The organism is Moraxella sp. CTOTU48268, assembly GCF_032069585.1.
GTDB lineage: Bacteria > Pseudomonadota > Gammaproteobacteria > Pseudomonadales > Moraxellaceae > Faucicola > Faucicola cinerea.
Window position 1 is genome coordinate 1 of sequence record NZ_DAMALV010000002.1, and the last position, 15138, is coordinate 15138.

General features: G+C 43.1%; 13 protein-coding genes. 9 read left to right on the forward strand and 4 right to left on the reverse strand.

Going from position 1 to position 15138, the window contains the following annotated elements; translation table 11 throughout:
• The 8 genes from RT143_RS00815 to RT143_RS00850 all read left to right on the forward strand — a co-directional run.
• Positions 1 to 688: tetratricopeptide repeat protein (locus tag RT143_RS00815; RefSeq protein WP_313090466.1), on the forward strand; the 688-nt coding region annotated here is incomplete at its 5' end.
• A gap of 1 nt (position 689) precedes the next feature.
• On the forward strand, positions 690 to 1598 hold the full coding sequence (locus tag RT143_RS00820) for a RodZ domain-containing protein (protein WP_313090467.1): 909 nt from the start codon (positions 690 to 692) through the stop codon (positions 1596 to 1598).
• A gap of 64 nt (positions 1599 to 1662) precedes the next feature.
• Positions 1663 to 2778 carry a flavodoxin-dependent (E)-4-hydroxy-3-methylbut-2-enyl-diphosphate synthase gene (gene ispG, locus RT143_RS00825; RefSeq protein WP_313090469.1) on the forward strand — a complete coding sequence of 372 codons (1116 nt, stop codon included), beginning with the start codon at positions 1663 to 1665 and terminating at the stop codon, positions 2776 to 2778.
• 47 nt (positions 2779 to 2825) lie between these two features.
• Positions 2826 to 4124: a histidine--tRNA ligase gene (gene hisS, locus RT143_RS00830; protein ID WP_313090471.1), complete on the forward strand. Its 1299-nt coding sequence runs from the start codon at positions 2826 to 2828 to the stop codon at positions 4122 to 4124.
• 65 nt (positions 4125 to 4189) lie between these two features.
• Positions 4190 to 5029, forward strand: a complete 840-nt coding sequence (locus tag RT143_RS00835; protein ID WP_313090473.1) for a YfgM family protein — start codon at positions 4190 to 4192, stop codon at positions 5027 to 5029.
• A gap of 84 nt (positions 5030 to 5113) precedes the next feature.
• Entirely contained in the window at positions 5114 to 6355 is a 1242-nt protein-coding gene (gene bamB / locus RT143_RS00840) for an outer membrane protein assembly factor BamB (RefSeq protein ID WP_313090475.1), read from the forward strand.
• Positions 6356 to 6556: 201 nt separating this feature from the next.
• Complete coding sequence (der, locus tag RT143_RS00845) at positions 6557 to 7960, forward strand: ribosome biogenesis GTPase Der (RefSeq protein WP_313090477.1); 1404 nt, start codon at positions 6557 to 6559, stop codon at positions 7958 to 7960.
• A 34-nt stretch (positions 7961 to 7994) separates the two neighbouring features.
• Complete coding sequence (locus RT143_RS00850) at positions 7995 to 9845, forward strand: sensor histidine kinase (RefSeq protein ID WP_313090480.1); 1851 nt, start codon at positions 7995 to 7997, stop codon at positions 9843 to 9845.
• 55 nt (positions 9846 to 9900) lie between these two features.
• On the opposite strand, the gene RT143_RS00855 is transcribed toward RT143_RS00850, so the two are convergent.
• From RT143_RS00855 to tsaA, 3 genes are all read right to left on the reverse strand, one after another.
• Positions 9901 to 11040, reverse strand: coding sequence for a D-alanyl-D-alanine carboxypeptidase family protein (locus tag RT143_RS00855; RefSeq protein ID WP_040403236.1), 1140 nt, complete (start codon positions 11038 to 11040; stop codon positions 9901 to 9903).
• A gap of 220 nt (positions 11041 to 11260) precedes the next feature.
• Positions 11261 to 11656 (reverse strand): MCR_0457 family protein, encoded by a 396-nt coding sequence (locus tag RT143_RS00860; RefSeq protein WP_188874181.1) that lies wholly within the window; start codon positions 11654 to 11656, stop codon positions 11261 to 11263.
• Between the two features lie 174 nt (positions 11657 to 11830).
• Positions 11831 to 12562: a tRNA (N6-threonylcarbamoyladenosine(37)-N6)-methyltransferase TrmO gene (gene tsaA / locus RT143_RS00865; protein ID WP_313090483.1), complete on the reverse strand. Its 732-nt coding sequence runs from the start codon at positions 12560 to 12562 to the stop codon at positions 11831 to 11833.
• 177 nt (positions 12563 to 12739) lie between these two features.
• Here tsaA and RT143_RS00870 point away from each other — a divergent pair, with 177 nt between their 5' ends.
• Positions 12740 to 13516, forward strand: a complete 777-nt coding sequence (locus RT143_RS00870) for a ferredoxin--NADP reductase (protein WP_313090485.1) — start codon at positions 12740 to 12742, stop codon at positions 13514 to 13516.
• A 58-nt stretch (positions 13517 to 13574) separates the two neighbouring features.
• On the opposite strand, the gene RT143_RS00875 is transcribed toward RT143_RS00870, so the two are convergent.
• On the reverse strand, positions 13575 to 15026 hold the full coding sequence (locus RT143_RS00875) for a capsule assembly Wzi family protein (RefSeq protein WP_313090488.1): 1452 nt from the start codon (positions 15024 to 15026) through the stop codon (positions 13575 to 13577).
• Positions 15027 to 15138 lie beyond the last annotated feature (112 nt).

Below are 15138 nucleotides of genomic sequence, written 5' to 3' on the forward strand. Positions count from 1 at the left end.
AATTCGCACCGCGATTGCCGCTGAATATATTCGTGGTGGTAAATTAGACGATGCCAAACGGCAGTTAGAGAGTGCATTAAAGTCTTATCCAAAGTCAGCAGAAGCCAATGATATGATGGGTGTGTTGTTGCAGCAAGAAGGCAGCCCGCGCAATATGCAAAAAGCCGAAGCTTATTTTAAAAACGCCATCGCACTCAATCCTGACTTTAGTCAAGCAAACAACAACTATGGCGTCTATCTTGCCCAACTCAGTCGTAACCAAGAAGCAATTGCGCAGTTTCAAATTGCGGGTTCTGCGTTAGGGTATGACGGTCGTGCCAGTGCGTTAGAGAATTTAGGTCGTACAGCGTTAAAGGTCAAAAACAAACCACTGGCGATACAATCATTTATCAAAGCGCTCGATGCCAACCGCCAAAGCATCGTCGCCCGTACAGAGCTCATTGATATTTTATTGGCTGATGGCAAATTTTTGGAGGCGCAGGCGCTGTATAATGATTTGGTTAAAATTATTGGTCAATCCAACCTTGACCCGCGCACTTTATCGCAAGGGATTAGGCTTGCCAAACTTGCGAACAACCCCTTGGAATTGCAAAAATTAGCGCAGCAGCTTTTGGATCGCTATCCCCTTAGCGATGAAGCAAAGCAGATTCGTTCTGGACTTTTAACCCCAACGTCAACTTGGAAATAAGATGGAAAACAGCAATAACACCGACAATCAACAAAACTCTACCCCTGTTCATGACACAACCCAGCTTTTGGGTCAGCGTTTTAAACAAGCCCGTGAGAAAAAAGGCTTATCGATTGACGATGTCGCTGCCAAAACCTTTATTTTAAAAAGTCATCTTCGAGCGCTTGAAGCCAATGATTTTGACGCCTTACCACAACCTACCTTTGCACGCGGTTTTGCCACTACCTATGGGCGTTTTTTGGGTTTGGATAAAAATCTGGTCGCGCAAAGTTTTGATGTCCAGTACCCCGCTACCCTCAAACAAAAATATGCCACGGTCATCAATGCCCCGATGCAGCCGATGGGTACGCTTAATCGTGAAGCGCGTCCCAGTGTGCGTATTAACCCTTTTGTCATTGGTGGAATTTTATTGGTATTGGGGCTTGCGATTTTTATTTTTAATAAAGTTAGCAAAGCACATAATGACTCGGTTGAACAAGCGCCCGCTAGCGCTGTTGCCAGTATGCCAACCCAAGACCAAGTCAGCGGTGCGTCGCTTAACAATGCAGGCTCAGCGATTGTGACAAACACGGTAACTGCCAGCGGGTTACCCGCCACCGGATCTGCCATTACCGGTGTTGCGGTGAGTGCTGATAACGCCAGTGGTACAGCAGCGACAGGACAAGCTGGTGCCAAAGCTTCGATTGACATTTTTGTGAAAGATACCACCAAAATCACCATTGTCGATGCGACAGGCAATACGATTTTAGATGGTGATCAAGCACGCGGTAGTTACCAATTGACAGGTCAAGCGCCGTTTCAAGTCAATATCGACAAAGCCAGCAACGTGAGCTTGGATTTGAACAAACAACCGATTAAATTAAGCAATTATGCCCAAAACGATAAAGCCAATTTTACTTTAAAACCTTAACGACTTATCACTTTAAAAATACGCTAAACCATTCGTTATAACAGTTATAATAATAGGAACGCCTATGTCAGCGCATAACCCCATCAAACGTAAACTCACCAAAAAAATCTACGTCGGTAATGTCGCAGTAGGCGGTGACGCCCCCATTAGTGTGCAAAGTATGACCAATACCGATACCTGCGATGTTGATGCCACTGTGGCACAGATTCAGCGCTGTGTCGATGCCGGTGCTGATCTGATGCGCGTCTCCACCCCTACCATGGAATCCGTTGCCGCCTTTGCCAAAATCAAAAGACAAGTTTCTGTGCCCCTGGTGGCAGACGTTCATTTTGATTATAAAATTGCACTGGCGGTGGCTGATGCGGGTGCAGACTGTTTACGTATCAACCCAGGTAATATCGGCAATGAACAAAAGGTGCGTGAAGTGATTGCCGCCGCCAAACATCATGGCATCAGTATGCGTATTGGCGTAAACGCGGGGTCACTAGAAAAAGATATCCAAAAAAAATATGGTGAACCCACGGATGAAGCTATGCTTGAATCGGCGATGCGCCATATTGATATTTTAGATCGTAATAACTTTGATCAATTTAAAATCTCAGTCAAAGCCAGTAATGTGTTTTTGACCATGGATGCGTATCGGTTGATTTCTGCACAAGTTGACAATCCCTTGCATTTAGGTGTGACAGAAGCGGGGGTGTACCGCACCGGTACCGTTAAGTCTGCGATTGCGTTAGGCGGACTACTGCTAGAAGGCATTGGTGATACCATGCGTATTTCGCTAGCCGCTGAGCCAGAAGAAGAAATTAAAATCGGTTTTGATATACTAAAATCACTCGGTATCCGTAGTAATGGGGTGAATTTTATCGCCTGCCCTAGCTGCTCACGCCAAGAGTTTGATGTGATTCGGGTGATGATGGACTTAGAAAAACGCCTAGAAGATATCCGTGAGCCAATGGATGTGTCGGTGATTGGCTGTAAAGTCAATGGTCCAGGGGAAGCCAAAGAATCAGATATCGGCGTGGTGGGCGCTAGTCCAAATAGCCTAGTATATAAAAATGGGGAAAAATCACATTTGATTGATACCACCAAGCTTGCTGATGAGATTGAAGCCATGGTCCGTCAAAAAGTGGCTGAGCGTGAAGCCCAGCGCGCCAATGAAATTTTACGGGTTAAATAATTTTTGTGTCGTTTATTTTTTAGTTTGCATTGTTTGGGAAATTGACCATGTTAAAATCCATTAAAGGTTTTAATGATATCTTACATATTGAGACAGAATCTACGCGCCCATCGAGCGAATGGCGCCAACTTGAAAGCAGCCTTATCGATGTACTCAATCAATTTGGCTTTGAGCAAATTCGCATCCCAATCGTTGAAGAAACCCAGCTATTTGCCCGTGCGATTGGCGATGCCACTGACATTGTCGAAAAGGAAATGTATAGCTTTTATGACAAATCCAACCCACCCACGGCATTGACGCTACGCCCTGAAGGCACGGCAGGCGCGGTACGTGCCGTGGTGGAGCATAACTTATTGCGGGGTGATAATCCAAAACTTTGGTACATTGGTCCTATGTTTCGCTATGAACAACCGCAAAAAGGCCGTTATCGTCAGTTTCACCAATTAGGGGTTGAGAGTTTTGGCAGTGAATTAGCGGATGCCGATGCTGAGCTCATTATCATGACTTACCAAATGTGGCAAAAATTGGGTATTTTAGACGTGGTGCAACTTGAGATTAATAGCTTGGGTGAGATAGAAGAACGACTGGCGTATCGCCAAGCCTTGGTGGATTTTTTAACCGATAAAAAATCTCAATTGGATGAAGATAGTCAGCGCCGCTTAACCACCAACCCACTACGCATTTTGGATAGTAAAGATAAAAACACCCAACAAATTTTAGAGAATGCCCCAAAGCTTGCTGACTTTTTGGGGGCAGCAAGCCAGCAGCATTTTGAAGCCTTACAACAGTATCTTAAAGCAGTCGGCATCAATTTTGTCATTAATCCAAAACTGGTACGCGGTTTAGATTATTACAATAAAACCGTATTTGAATGGACGACTGACCAGCTAGGTAGCCAAGCCACGGTATGTGCTGGGGGTCGTTATGATGGGCTTATCGGACAAATCAAATCCATTGGCAGTGATAAACCAGCCGCTTCCGAACCGGCAGTAGGTTTTGCCATGGGGCTTGAGCGTTTGCTGTTACTCATGCAAAAGGTACGTCCATTTGAGGCAACGCCTGCCTGTGATGTATTTGTGGTCGCCCATCCTGATGTTTACACCGATGCCATCAAATTTGCCCATGAGCTACGTACGCGACGTTCAAATCTTCGCGTAAAAATGGCGAGTGCCACGAGTTTAAAAGCGCAAATGAAGAAAGCCGACAAATCAGGTGCGCAATTGTCAGTGATCATCGCGCAAGATGAAGTCGCCAATCAGCAAATTACCATCAAAAAAATGGCAACTGGTGACCAAATTACGGTCGCAAGTGACACGCTCTTTAGCGAAAATCCAGATTTTATCTAATCTATCCGATTGAGCCAAATTTGATGGGCAACTTATATCAGTAATTTTTTGAAAGGCTTTATGTAATGGTTAAAGACGTACAACCTAAGCTAGTAAATGATGAACAGCAATCCTTAGGCGCGCTCAAACAATATGGTGGCTATATTGTATCCGCCATTATGTTGGTATTAGCGGGTTATTTTGGCTGGACTTACTGGCAAAAGCATGGCGGCAATATAGATACCGCAGCGGCGAACGATTTTGCCAAAATTCAAAGCGACCAAAACAACATTGAGACCCTAACCACCCAAGCTGCCAGCGATACCAAAGCACAAGCGCAACTGACTACGGCGCAAACCAATTTGGACAAAGACTTGGGCGAATTTGTGGCTAACCATGATAATTCGGTTTATACATGGCAAGCCTTGATGCTGCAAGCCAAACAGCAAACCGATAAAAATGATTTAAAAGCGGCGGCGGCAACGCTACAAAAAGCATCTCAGTTAACGCTCAAAGATGATGGGTTAAAAGCCATTGCCATTTTGCGCCAAGCACAAGTGCTATTGTCAGACAATCAAGCGGATGCGGCACAAAAACGCTTGCAAAGCCCCTTACCCGCTGCCTTTGAAGCCAGTAAACTTGAGATTTTGGGGGACATTGCCAACCAACAAGGCGATAAAAAAGCGGCTGCTACTCATTACCAAAAGGCTTGGCAATTGATTGAACAACGTAATCAGAACAGCCCAAACCCACAAGACCGTGCATTGCTGCGTATCAAAATGGAAAGCCTAGGCCTAAGCGTCAAACAACCTGATTTAACAGGTGGCGTACTCGTCAAACCTACCCAAGCACCTACCCAAGCTGAAAATACTGCCCCTGCTGCTGCAACCGCATCTGCGCCTGCTGTTGCCTCAAGCATAAAATAGGTGCAAATTAGGCAAAAAATCTTAACCTGACAAAAATTTTGAATGACAACATTTTAAACTTCACCGTACGTTACGAGATAAACAATGACTACCATAACAACAACAAAATCGACACCCTTATCGACAAACTTAATGAAACCTGCCGTATTTGCAACCGCCTTGGTGGTAGCGATGACCTTCACAGGTTGTGATAAGTTTAAAAAATCTGACAATGTCCATAAACCTGCCGCACTTGTGAAACTCGCTAGCAGTCAAAATGTGATTTCTCCGCTGTTTAGTCAAGGCAGTAATACAAAAGTTAGCCAACGCTTTGGCAATTTGCGCAACAAAACCACCATCAGCCAACAACCTACCGCCTTTCGCGTGGCGTATGACAACAATGGCTATGTGAATGCGTTAGTAGACGGTAGTGTGCAAGCGTTTGATGGGCAAGGCAAAGCGCTTTGGAGTACCCAACTCAAACAAGGCCTAATGTCAGGGGTGGCGCTAGATGAACAATCTCGCGTAGCCGTGGTCAGTGACAGCAAAGGGGTCATCATTGCGTTAGATAGAATGACTGGCAAAGTTATTTGGAAGACGCCGTTGGACACCGTAACCCTATCCCCTGCCCTCATCAGCCAAAACCGTGTCATCACCCTTGGCAATGATGGTAAAATTAGTGCGCTGTCGCTAGAGTCTGGCGCGCCTATTTGGAATTTTAACACCCAAAATCCAAATTTAAGTGTTCGCGGTAGTGCCACGCCGATTTTGTTCAATCGCAATACTGTGCTGGTTTCGACAGCCGATGGTCGTATCCATGCTTTAAACATCGATAATGGCGTACCCATTTGGTCAAAACGTTTTGGTATCAGCAAAGGCAGTAGCGATATCGAAAAAATTTCTGATGTGGATGCCACCCCCGTACTAGATGGCAATATGTTGTATGTAGTGTCTTATAGCGGTCAGTTAGTCGCTGCTGATATGGCTTCACAGCAGCTAAGTTTTGTCAAAGAGTTGGCGAGCCTAAAATCAGTCGGCACAGATGCTAGCCAAGTTTACGCCACTTCGCTCGATGGCGAATTGGTGGCGATGGATAAAATGACAGGCACGGTTAATTGGCAAACCGATAATTTGTCTTATCGTGGTTTGAGTAACGCGGTGAGTATCGGTAACTATGTGGTGGTTGGTGATGCCATGGGTTATTTGCATGTATATGACCGCACCTCAGGGGCACTGGTTGACAGAAAACAAGCCAAATCCGACGTGGCGGTATTACAGTTTATCAATAACCGTTTGATTGCCCAAAGCGCAAATGGCGCATTTAGTGTTTGGCAAGTAAATCGTTAATTGTTAAACTGTTTACGCATTTAGCAGTTTTGGTAAGTGGATGAGCAGCCCATACTGATAAAAGTGTGAGTTTAAATGACAACCCAGCATTGCAGCGCGATGTTGGGTTTGTTAAGTTATAGAAATAATGAATTTTTCAAGCATGTTTAAAATCTTGCTTGTTGAAAATCTTGCTTTTTGAAAATTTTGGAAATTAAATTTATGAAACCAGTTGTTGCCTTGATTGGCCGTCCGAACGTTGGCAAGTCCACCCTATTTAATCAGTTGACCCGCAGTCGTCAAGCCTTGGTTGCTGATTTGGCAGGTCTTACCCGCGACCGTCAATATGGCGATGCAACCTTTGAAGAAAAATCCTTTATCGTCATCGATACCGGTGGTATTGGCGAAGTGGATGAAGGTGACGGCACCATTGATGATTATATGTCGCACCAATCGCATACCGCTATCCATGAAGCCGATATCATTGTATTTGTGGTTGATAGCCGCGCAGGTATCACAGGTGCCGACGAAGTCATTGCCAAACAGCTTCACACCCTAGGAAAGCCGGTGTTTTTAGCCGCCAATAAAATGGATGGCGTCCATGAAGCGGCGATTCATGAATTTTATGCGTTAGGTTTTGGCGAGCCATTTCCCATGGCAGCCAGTCACGGACGTGGGGTGGGCAATTTATTAGAAGCCGTCACTGCCAATATGCCCACCGATGACCAAGAAGAACAAGCACCTGATGGCTTACGTATCGCCATCATTGGCAGACCCAACGTGGGCAAATCGACGCTTGTCAATCGCTTGCTCGGTGAAGAACGCGTGGTGGTTTTTGATATGCCAGGTACCACGCGCGATAGTATCTATATCCCTTATGAGCGTGACAATAGACATTATGTGTTGATTGATACCGCAGGCGTGCGTCGCCGTGGACGTATTGACGAAAAAGTTGAAAAATTTTCTGTGGTAAAAACCTTGCAAGCCATCAAAGATGCCCACGTGGTCATCGTAGTCATTGATGCGCAAGAAGGCATTACCGATCAGGATTTGAACTTGTTGGGCTACGCCTTAGAAGCAGGTCGCGCGATGGTGCTTGCCATCAATAAATGGGACGGGCTTGACCAAGACCAAAAGAACTTTGTCAAAATTGAAATGGATCGACGTTTTAACTTTATCCCTTATGTAAAAGTCCATTTAATCTCGGCGCTTCACGGAACGGGTGTTGGCAATCTTTACCCATCGATTCACCGTGCCTATGATGCGGCAATGTTTGATATTTCCACCAGTCGCTTGACCCAAATTCTACAAGATGCGGTTACTGCACACCAGCCCCCTATGGTAGGCGGGCGACGCATTAAATTGCGCTTTGCGCATTTGGGCGGTCATAATCCACCGATTATTGTGATTCATGGCAATCAGACCAGCCAAGTGCCAAACAGTTATCGTCGCTACCTAGAAAACGAATTTCGCAAGGTATTTAAGCTTGAAGGCACCCCGATTCGGGTTGAATTTAAACAAAACGCCAATCCTTATGCAGGTCGCACCAATACCATGACGAATGCGCAAAAAGAACGTAAACGTCGAGAAGTGCAAAAATTCAAAAAACGCGGCAAAAAACGTTAAGGTGATGTTAATTGGCGTTTTAAGGGATGAGTGAATGGTACAGAAGAGTTTAGGTTATCAAATTGGGGTAAAGCGTATCGTTGCAATACCCTTTTTATTGGTTTTATTTATTTGCCTTGCGATTTATACCTTAGTCGACTTGACCCAAACTGTGCAATATGAAATCAAACAGGCAAGTAAGATTAATTATCTACTTGCCCAGTCTACTGCAAGCAATCCTAACAGTGTGACAACCGCTAGCATTGACACACTGTTAAGCGAGATGCCGCAGTACGAAAGCATTGTGTTTTTTCCATTTGACCAGCAGCAGCATCCGACCACCCATCCGATTAAAGTCACAGAGGTTTTTTTTGAGCGCTATTACGGATTGAGTGAACCTGTTAAAATTAATTTATTGACATTCAAGCCCCATCAAGACAACACTAAAGTAGAGCAGCTGATTGGTTATAACAATATCACCCTTGACCTACAAGCCATTCGCCAGCAATGGTTTTGGCAACATTTGCCGTTAGTGCTTGTGTTATCATTTATTGCGCTGTTCAATTTGTGGTTTGTGCTGCAAAAGGTGCAAAATTTAACCTATCGCTTACCAAAACTTGAAAATTTAAGCCATCACATTTTGCAAGATGATTTTTTAACGGCAGAGGCGTATAAGCTGCCAAAAAGTAATGAGGCTTGGGTATTTGAAAAAGCCTTGGTGTATTTGCTCAACAAGCACAAGGCGCAAATTGCCCAAATCAACACCCTGCGCCAAGAAAAAAATGACCTTGAAGAAACCCAAATTAAGCAGCTTGAGCACAATTCAAAATTTGAAAATATTTTGATTCATGAGTTCAAATCCTCTGTAAGTCGTATCGAATCGGGTCTACAGCTATTACACAATCAATATATCAGCGCTGAGCAAAAAGATGCCGTTGAAATTATTACTTTGGGTAAAGATGATTTAAATGCTAAGCTGGATCAAATCATCCAAATTAACCGTATCGATAAAGGTCAAACAGGGGTCAGCGCCTACCAATTTAGTCCAACGGGGTTAATCACCCAAATTGTCAATGATTATCAGCCTCTGGCTGCCGAGAAAAATATCACGTTAAAGGCAAAGCCCTATCATGCCGACTATGTCCTAGAAGGCGATGTTCAAAAAATCACCCTAATTATTAATTCATTGCTAGAAAACGCGATTAAATTTACCGATAAAGGCAGCATAACAATCACCTCGCAGTTGCAACATTTACAAACGCAAGTACGATGGACGCTGCAGATTGAAGACACTGGCATAGGCATTGCAAAGGAATATTTAGAGCTAATTTTTGAACCTTTTTTCCAAATTAATCCTGAAGTAAAACATTCCTCATCAACTAATTCTGCAGGATTATTTTTGGTGAAAAAACTGTTAGCACTGATGAAAGGCAGCATCACAGTTACTAGCGAACCTGATGTGGGTAGCAATTTTCAGGTATCCTTATTGCTAAAAGATTGGAAACACAACTATGAACGCAATTTATTGCTAAATAAACATATTGTCGCTTGGTATCACTATGAGGATTTATTCGAAACGGCCAAACGCATGGAAAATGCGGGTGCTAAAGTTGAGACGTTTACCAGTAGCGAACTTCTTGAAGATTATTTGTTATTTCATACGGTGGATGCGTTATTTATCTCGCGAAATATCGATTATCAAGCGATGTTAGACTTCGTCAGCAAATTTCGTGAGCGTGAAAATAAAGCCAGGGTCACCATTATCTGCGTTTATGACACCAAAGCGTTAAATCCGCATACCATTGAATTACTAAAAATAGCTGGGGTGGATTATTTTGTGAAAAAAGAAGTCATAGACGAGCGACTCGATCAATATATCAAAGAGCTGTGCAATATATTGAGTTAAAAAAACCCTTCGTTTCATTTGAAGGGTTTTTTTCTTTGTGATTTTTCTTTGTAATTTAAAATAAACCTTTAAAGAACAATACGATGTGCTGCCACATACGTTTAAAAATTCCTGCTTCTTGAACTTGGGTTTCAGCGACCAATGGGACAGACGCCACAGGTTTGCCATTGAGCATAGCCACCAGTTTACCCACTTCTTGACCTTGCGCTAACGGCGCTTTAACATCGGCTGGCAAATTGACCACAGTGCTGATTTTTTCTTGATCCAGTTTTGGCACTAGTACTTGTAAATTGCCTTTGCTGACGACGTTGACTTTATCGACAGCACCGAAGTTGACTGGCACGCTGCCGTAGCTTTTTTGGGCAGGGGCGGCAATTTTAGTAGCAAAGTTACTAAATCCCCAGTTGAGTAAGTTGCGCGATTGGTCTGCGCGCTCTTGAGCGCTTTTAGTACCCATAATCACTGAAATCAGACGCATATCACCGCGTTTACTCGATGCTACTAGACAGTAGCCTGCTTCGTCGGTATGTCCTGTTTTTAGGCCGTCTACCGTTGGATCAGTGAACAACAGCGCATTGCGGTTGCCCTGGGTGATGCCGTTATAAGTAAATTGTTTTTGGCTATAGATGGGATAATACTTTTTGCTGTTTTTTATAATCGCTTGGGCGAGTTTCGCCAAATCTTCGGCAGATGCTTGATGGCCTTCTTGTGGCATACCGGTCGCATTCATAAAATGGGTATGGGTCATGCCAATTTTTTTGGCTTCTTCATTCATCAAATCTGCAAACGTGGTTTCGCTACCGCCAATGTGCTGTGCCATCGCTTTTGATGCATCATTACCCGATTGGATAATGATACCTTTTAACATATCAATCACAGGGGCGGTTGTATTGACAGGGACATACATACAAGACTCTTCACTTGAGCCTTTACACCAAGCCTCTGGGGTCATGAGAATAGGTTCGTTTTCTTTTAATGCCCCTGATAGCAGCCGCTGCTCAATGATATAACTGGTCATCATCTTGGTCAATGATGCGGGTGGGAATGGCTGCGCGGCATTTTTTTGAGCCAATACCGTGCCCGTATCATAGTCAATTAAGATAAAAGCAGAATTGTCTAGTTCAGGCTGTTGTATGGCGGCATTTGCCTGTACAGTTGTGGCAAAAAAACTGGCGGCGACAAAAGTGCCGACCATCAGACGTTGGGTATATTGCGGTATTGCGATTGCTTTCATCTCACTCACTCTTGGCTCAAATCAAATGCGACCTGTTTACTTGGCCGCTTGGTAAAACAAATTGCCTATATTAGCAAAAAAAATCGTGATTCAACACTGTATTCGGTCTAAAAATCAACGATTTATCATAAATAAAACCCCCTAAATCAGTTAGGGGGTTGATAGCACGGCTTGAGTTAAACTAGTATTTACTGCTGGCAAGTTCTTTACATAATTGAAGATTGTCCGCTTTTGGATAACTAAGTGTCCATTGGCGAGTTTCATTCAAAATTTGCTTGTAATCTTGCTGAGTGGACAAGTACTGCACCGCTAAACGAGGATCGCTGATGGTCGGCATTAATTTTTTTAGCTCGACATTATAAGCGGTGTTAAACCCTGTTTGTTGCGATTTATTCAACATGGGTGGGCAGATTTCTGATAACACTTGTAATACCGCTACTTCTTCTTTGGTGGTCGATAATTCTGACATATCAATTGCGATGGTATCGTTATTTTTATCTTCAGCGATACCACTCACGGTGACGCCCATTAATAGCATGCCTATCATAGCTTGACTGATTTTGCCCAGTTTAATCATACGGTGTCCTAACGTTATTTAAGTAAAATACAGCCCATATCATACTAAATAATTAAAAAAAATATAGCGAATAATTACGCTATATAGTCAGTATTTTGTGAACAATTAAAATTTTTTGAAACAGTTTAGCAATATACAGCTAAGTAAATACTTTCATATCATCCATACCACGGCTTAGTTTAATAGCTCAATCGTTTGAATTTGCAAAACACTATCCGCTATCTGGCAAAAATGAACATCGACATTCTGATAACGCATGACAAATTGGGTATTAAGCTCTTGCTGGCGATACGCAGGTCTAGGGTCTTGGGCAATGAGTTGTTCGATGGTTTGCCAATCTGTTGGCTTGAGCTGACCTTTTACTGCAATATGCGATAAACCTTGCAATAAATCTGGATGCCAATGCACCGACTTGATGACGGGTTTTTGGGCGGCATACCCAGCAATCGCATCATCGATACTATCGCTATAAGGCAAATATGGTTTCATATCAATGACTGGTGTGCCATCTATCATATCAGCGCCGATGATATGCAGCCTCAAGCCGTCCTCACTGTTTTCAATATGCGAAAATTTGACCACTGACAATCCAATATTTGCCGGTCGATACATACTTCGACTGGCAAAGACCCCTATCTTTTGGTTGCCACCAAGTCTAGGTGGGCGGACCGTTGTCTGAAAATTTGACTGATTGGTATTGATTCGATTTTGATGAAATTGCCATATAATCCAAAGATGGCTAAATTGGGCAATACCTTCAAAAGCACTGAGCACATTGTAGGGCGGCAACATGCTGATAGTCGCGTTGATATCGACAAGATTGGGCTGGCGAGGTGTGCCAAACTTTTGCTTAAGCGGGGAGTTCACAATGCCGATAATCGGCAGGGTAATTTGTTGTGGTAACATAATGGGTCGTTAAAATATGATATTTTAAACTATGATTATGCCATTTTTTTACGCCCAAATTCGACTAATTCATCAAAAATTTGCTATCATATCGCCCCAGAATGTCAATATTAACCCGCTATTTTTATTCTTTATCCAGTTTTATTTTTATTTATGACCAATACAAGGTTGGGCGCTATGTCAAAATTTTATGAAGAAACCGTTACCTATGTGCATCATTGGAATGACACATTATTTACCCTAAAAACTACCCGTAATGCAGGTTTACGTTTTAGGAATGGTGAATTTGCCATGATTGGTCTGGAAGTCAATGGAAAACCTTTGATGCGTGCCTACTCTATTGCCAGCACCAACTATGATGAAGAGCTCGAATTTTATTCTATCAAAGTCCAAGATGGTCCTTTGACGTCTATTTTACAGCATATCAAAGTGGGTGATAAATTATTGGTGAGCAAAAAACCCACTGGCACCCTCGTGCTTGATGACCTAAACCCTGGCAAGCATTTGTATATGCTAGCAACGGGTACAGGCTTGGCACCATTTTTGTCACTTGCCCGTGACCCAGAAGTGTATGAGCGTTTTGAGAAAGTTATCGTGGTGCATGGCGTACGTTATGTGAGTGAGCTAGGCTACCGTGAGATGTTTGAAAAATCTTTGTTTGAAGATGAGCTGCTGAGTGAATACGTTAAAGATAAACTTATCTATTACCCCACCGTCACGCGTGAGCCGTTCCGCAATGAAGGGCGTATGACCGATCTAATGAAATCAGGCAAGTTGTTCCAAGACATCGGATTACCACCCATCAATCCAAGCGATGACCGCGCAATGATTTGTGGTAGCCCGTCCATGAATAAAGATGTGGCGGCACTACTCGATGAATTTGGTCTTAAACCCTCGCCACGCATGGGCGGCACAGGCGATTATGTGGTTGAACGCGCGTTTGTCGAACAGTAAAAGTTAAACCGTAAAATCATAAAAAAAGCCCTGCTTGGGCTTTTTTTATAACTCAAAATTAGTAGCTATACTCTAACACCAAATTACCACCCGCATCTTTATCATCGCTGATGCTGTCTTTTTTACCCCAAATACCCATTTTAACCGAGGTTTTGTCATTGTATTTATGTTTCCAATCGGCTTCGACAATATCCAAATCTTGCTTGGTTGGGAAGGCAGCATTAATCACTTGATTAGACTGATTCACTTTGGCGTTGGCGTATTTTAACCCGAGCTGGTTGTTAGCGTTAATATTACCTGATAGCCCCACACTAATGATTTCACCATCCCCACCTATCGGATGACCTAGCGGCAAGCCCTTTTGATAATAACCATCTGTAAAGACATGATGATTATACATTACACCACTTTTATCCAAATCATAATAAGTATTCGCCCATACTGCATGCCAGAGCCAAGGCTGTTGAAACAGTGGAATCGCACCTTTTAACCCTGCCAAATAAGCATGTTTACTCGGTAAACCGCCTGCTTCGTCCTCACCGATAAACTCACCATATAAGCTCATTGGTAGGTTTACGATAGGCCTTAAGTTTAATTGTGCATCAATACCCGCAATTTGGTTTGAAATATCATTTTCGGCATTATCGGGATTGTCATATTTACCAGTCAAGGCTTTTCCAAATGATTTCAGGCTTTCATCTCGCCCATCTCCACCCCACGTAATTGTACGAGATGCGCCGATTTGAAAGGCTTCATGCGGTTGAAAACTTGCCCGCATACCGATGAGCTTTGCATCAGGCACTGCCTGATAATCTTGTAATTGCCCAGCTGTTATTTGGTAATTAAAATTCCCCAGTTTTGATAACACAGGAAAATTAATAGGAGTATTATTGGCGCGCTGCATTAAAAAGCCCGTGACAGGTCTAGCCGCATCACTGCGAATTAAACTGCCATCAACCCCGTTGCCCCACCATACCGGAATACTACCAAAGGCAAGGCGATGATTGCCTAATTTTGTGCCGAGGTAGCTGCCATCAAGATTAGATAACTTGCTAGGCTCATCATCATCGACATTTAAGGTGCCTTGAATTTTGTAATCAATGTTATCACCTGCATGACTATGAGAAAAACTAACACCTAAAGGCGTCACCGTATTGCCTTCGGTATTAAATCCGCTAAACACAGCACGCTCGTCACCATTGATGTTGCTTACTATTTGTAGCTTGGATACATCGTTGGCTTCAAGCTTTTGTTTAACTTTACCCAGTAACAGTTTATCATTGTCTGATTTGGGCTTTGCTTGACTCAAGGCTGTCTCTATGGCTTCTGAACTAATCGGCCATGTTGATATATCAACATTTAAAACGCCGTTGAGTTTTAAAATCTCAAGTGTTTGACGTAGCTCACTATCAATTTGAACTAATTGACCTGCATGTGCAGAAAAGCTACACAATAGCGCAACGCTAATTGCTAAAGGCAGCTTAAGAAATTTTATATTGTTTAACTGCATCACCACTTCCTTTACCCAAAGCTGTTTTCATAATATAGCCAAAATATTTTTTTAGTGATAAAGTCTTGATCATTTCTTTATCTGTTTCGGCTAGTAATTTAGGCGTCAATAT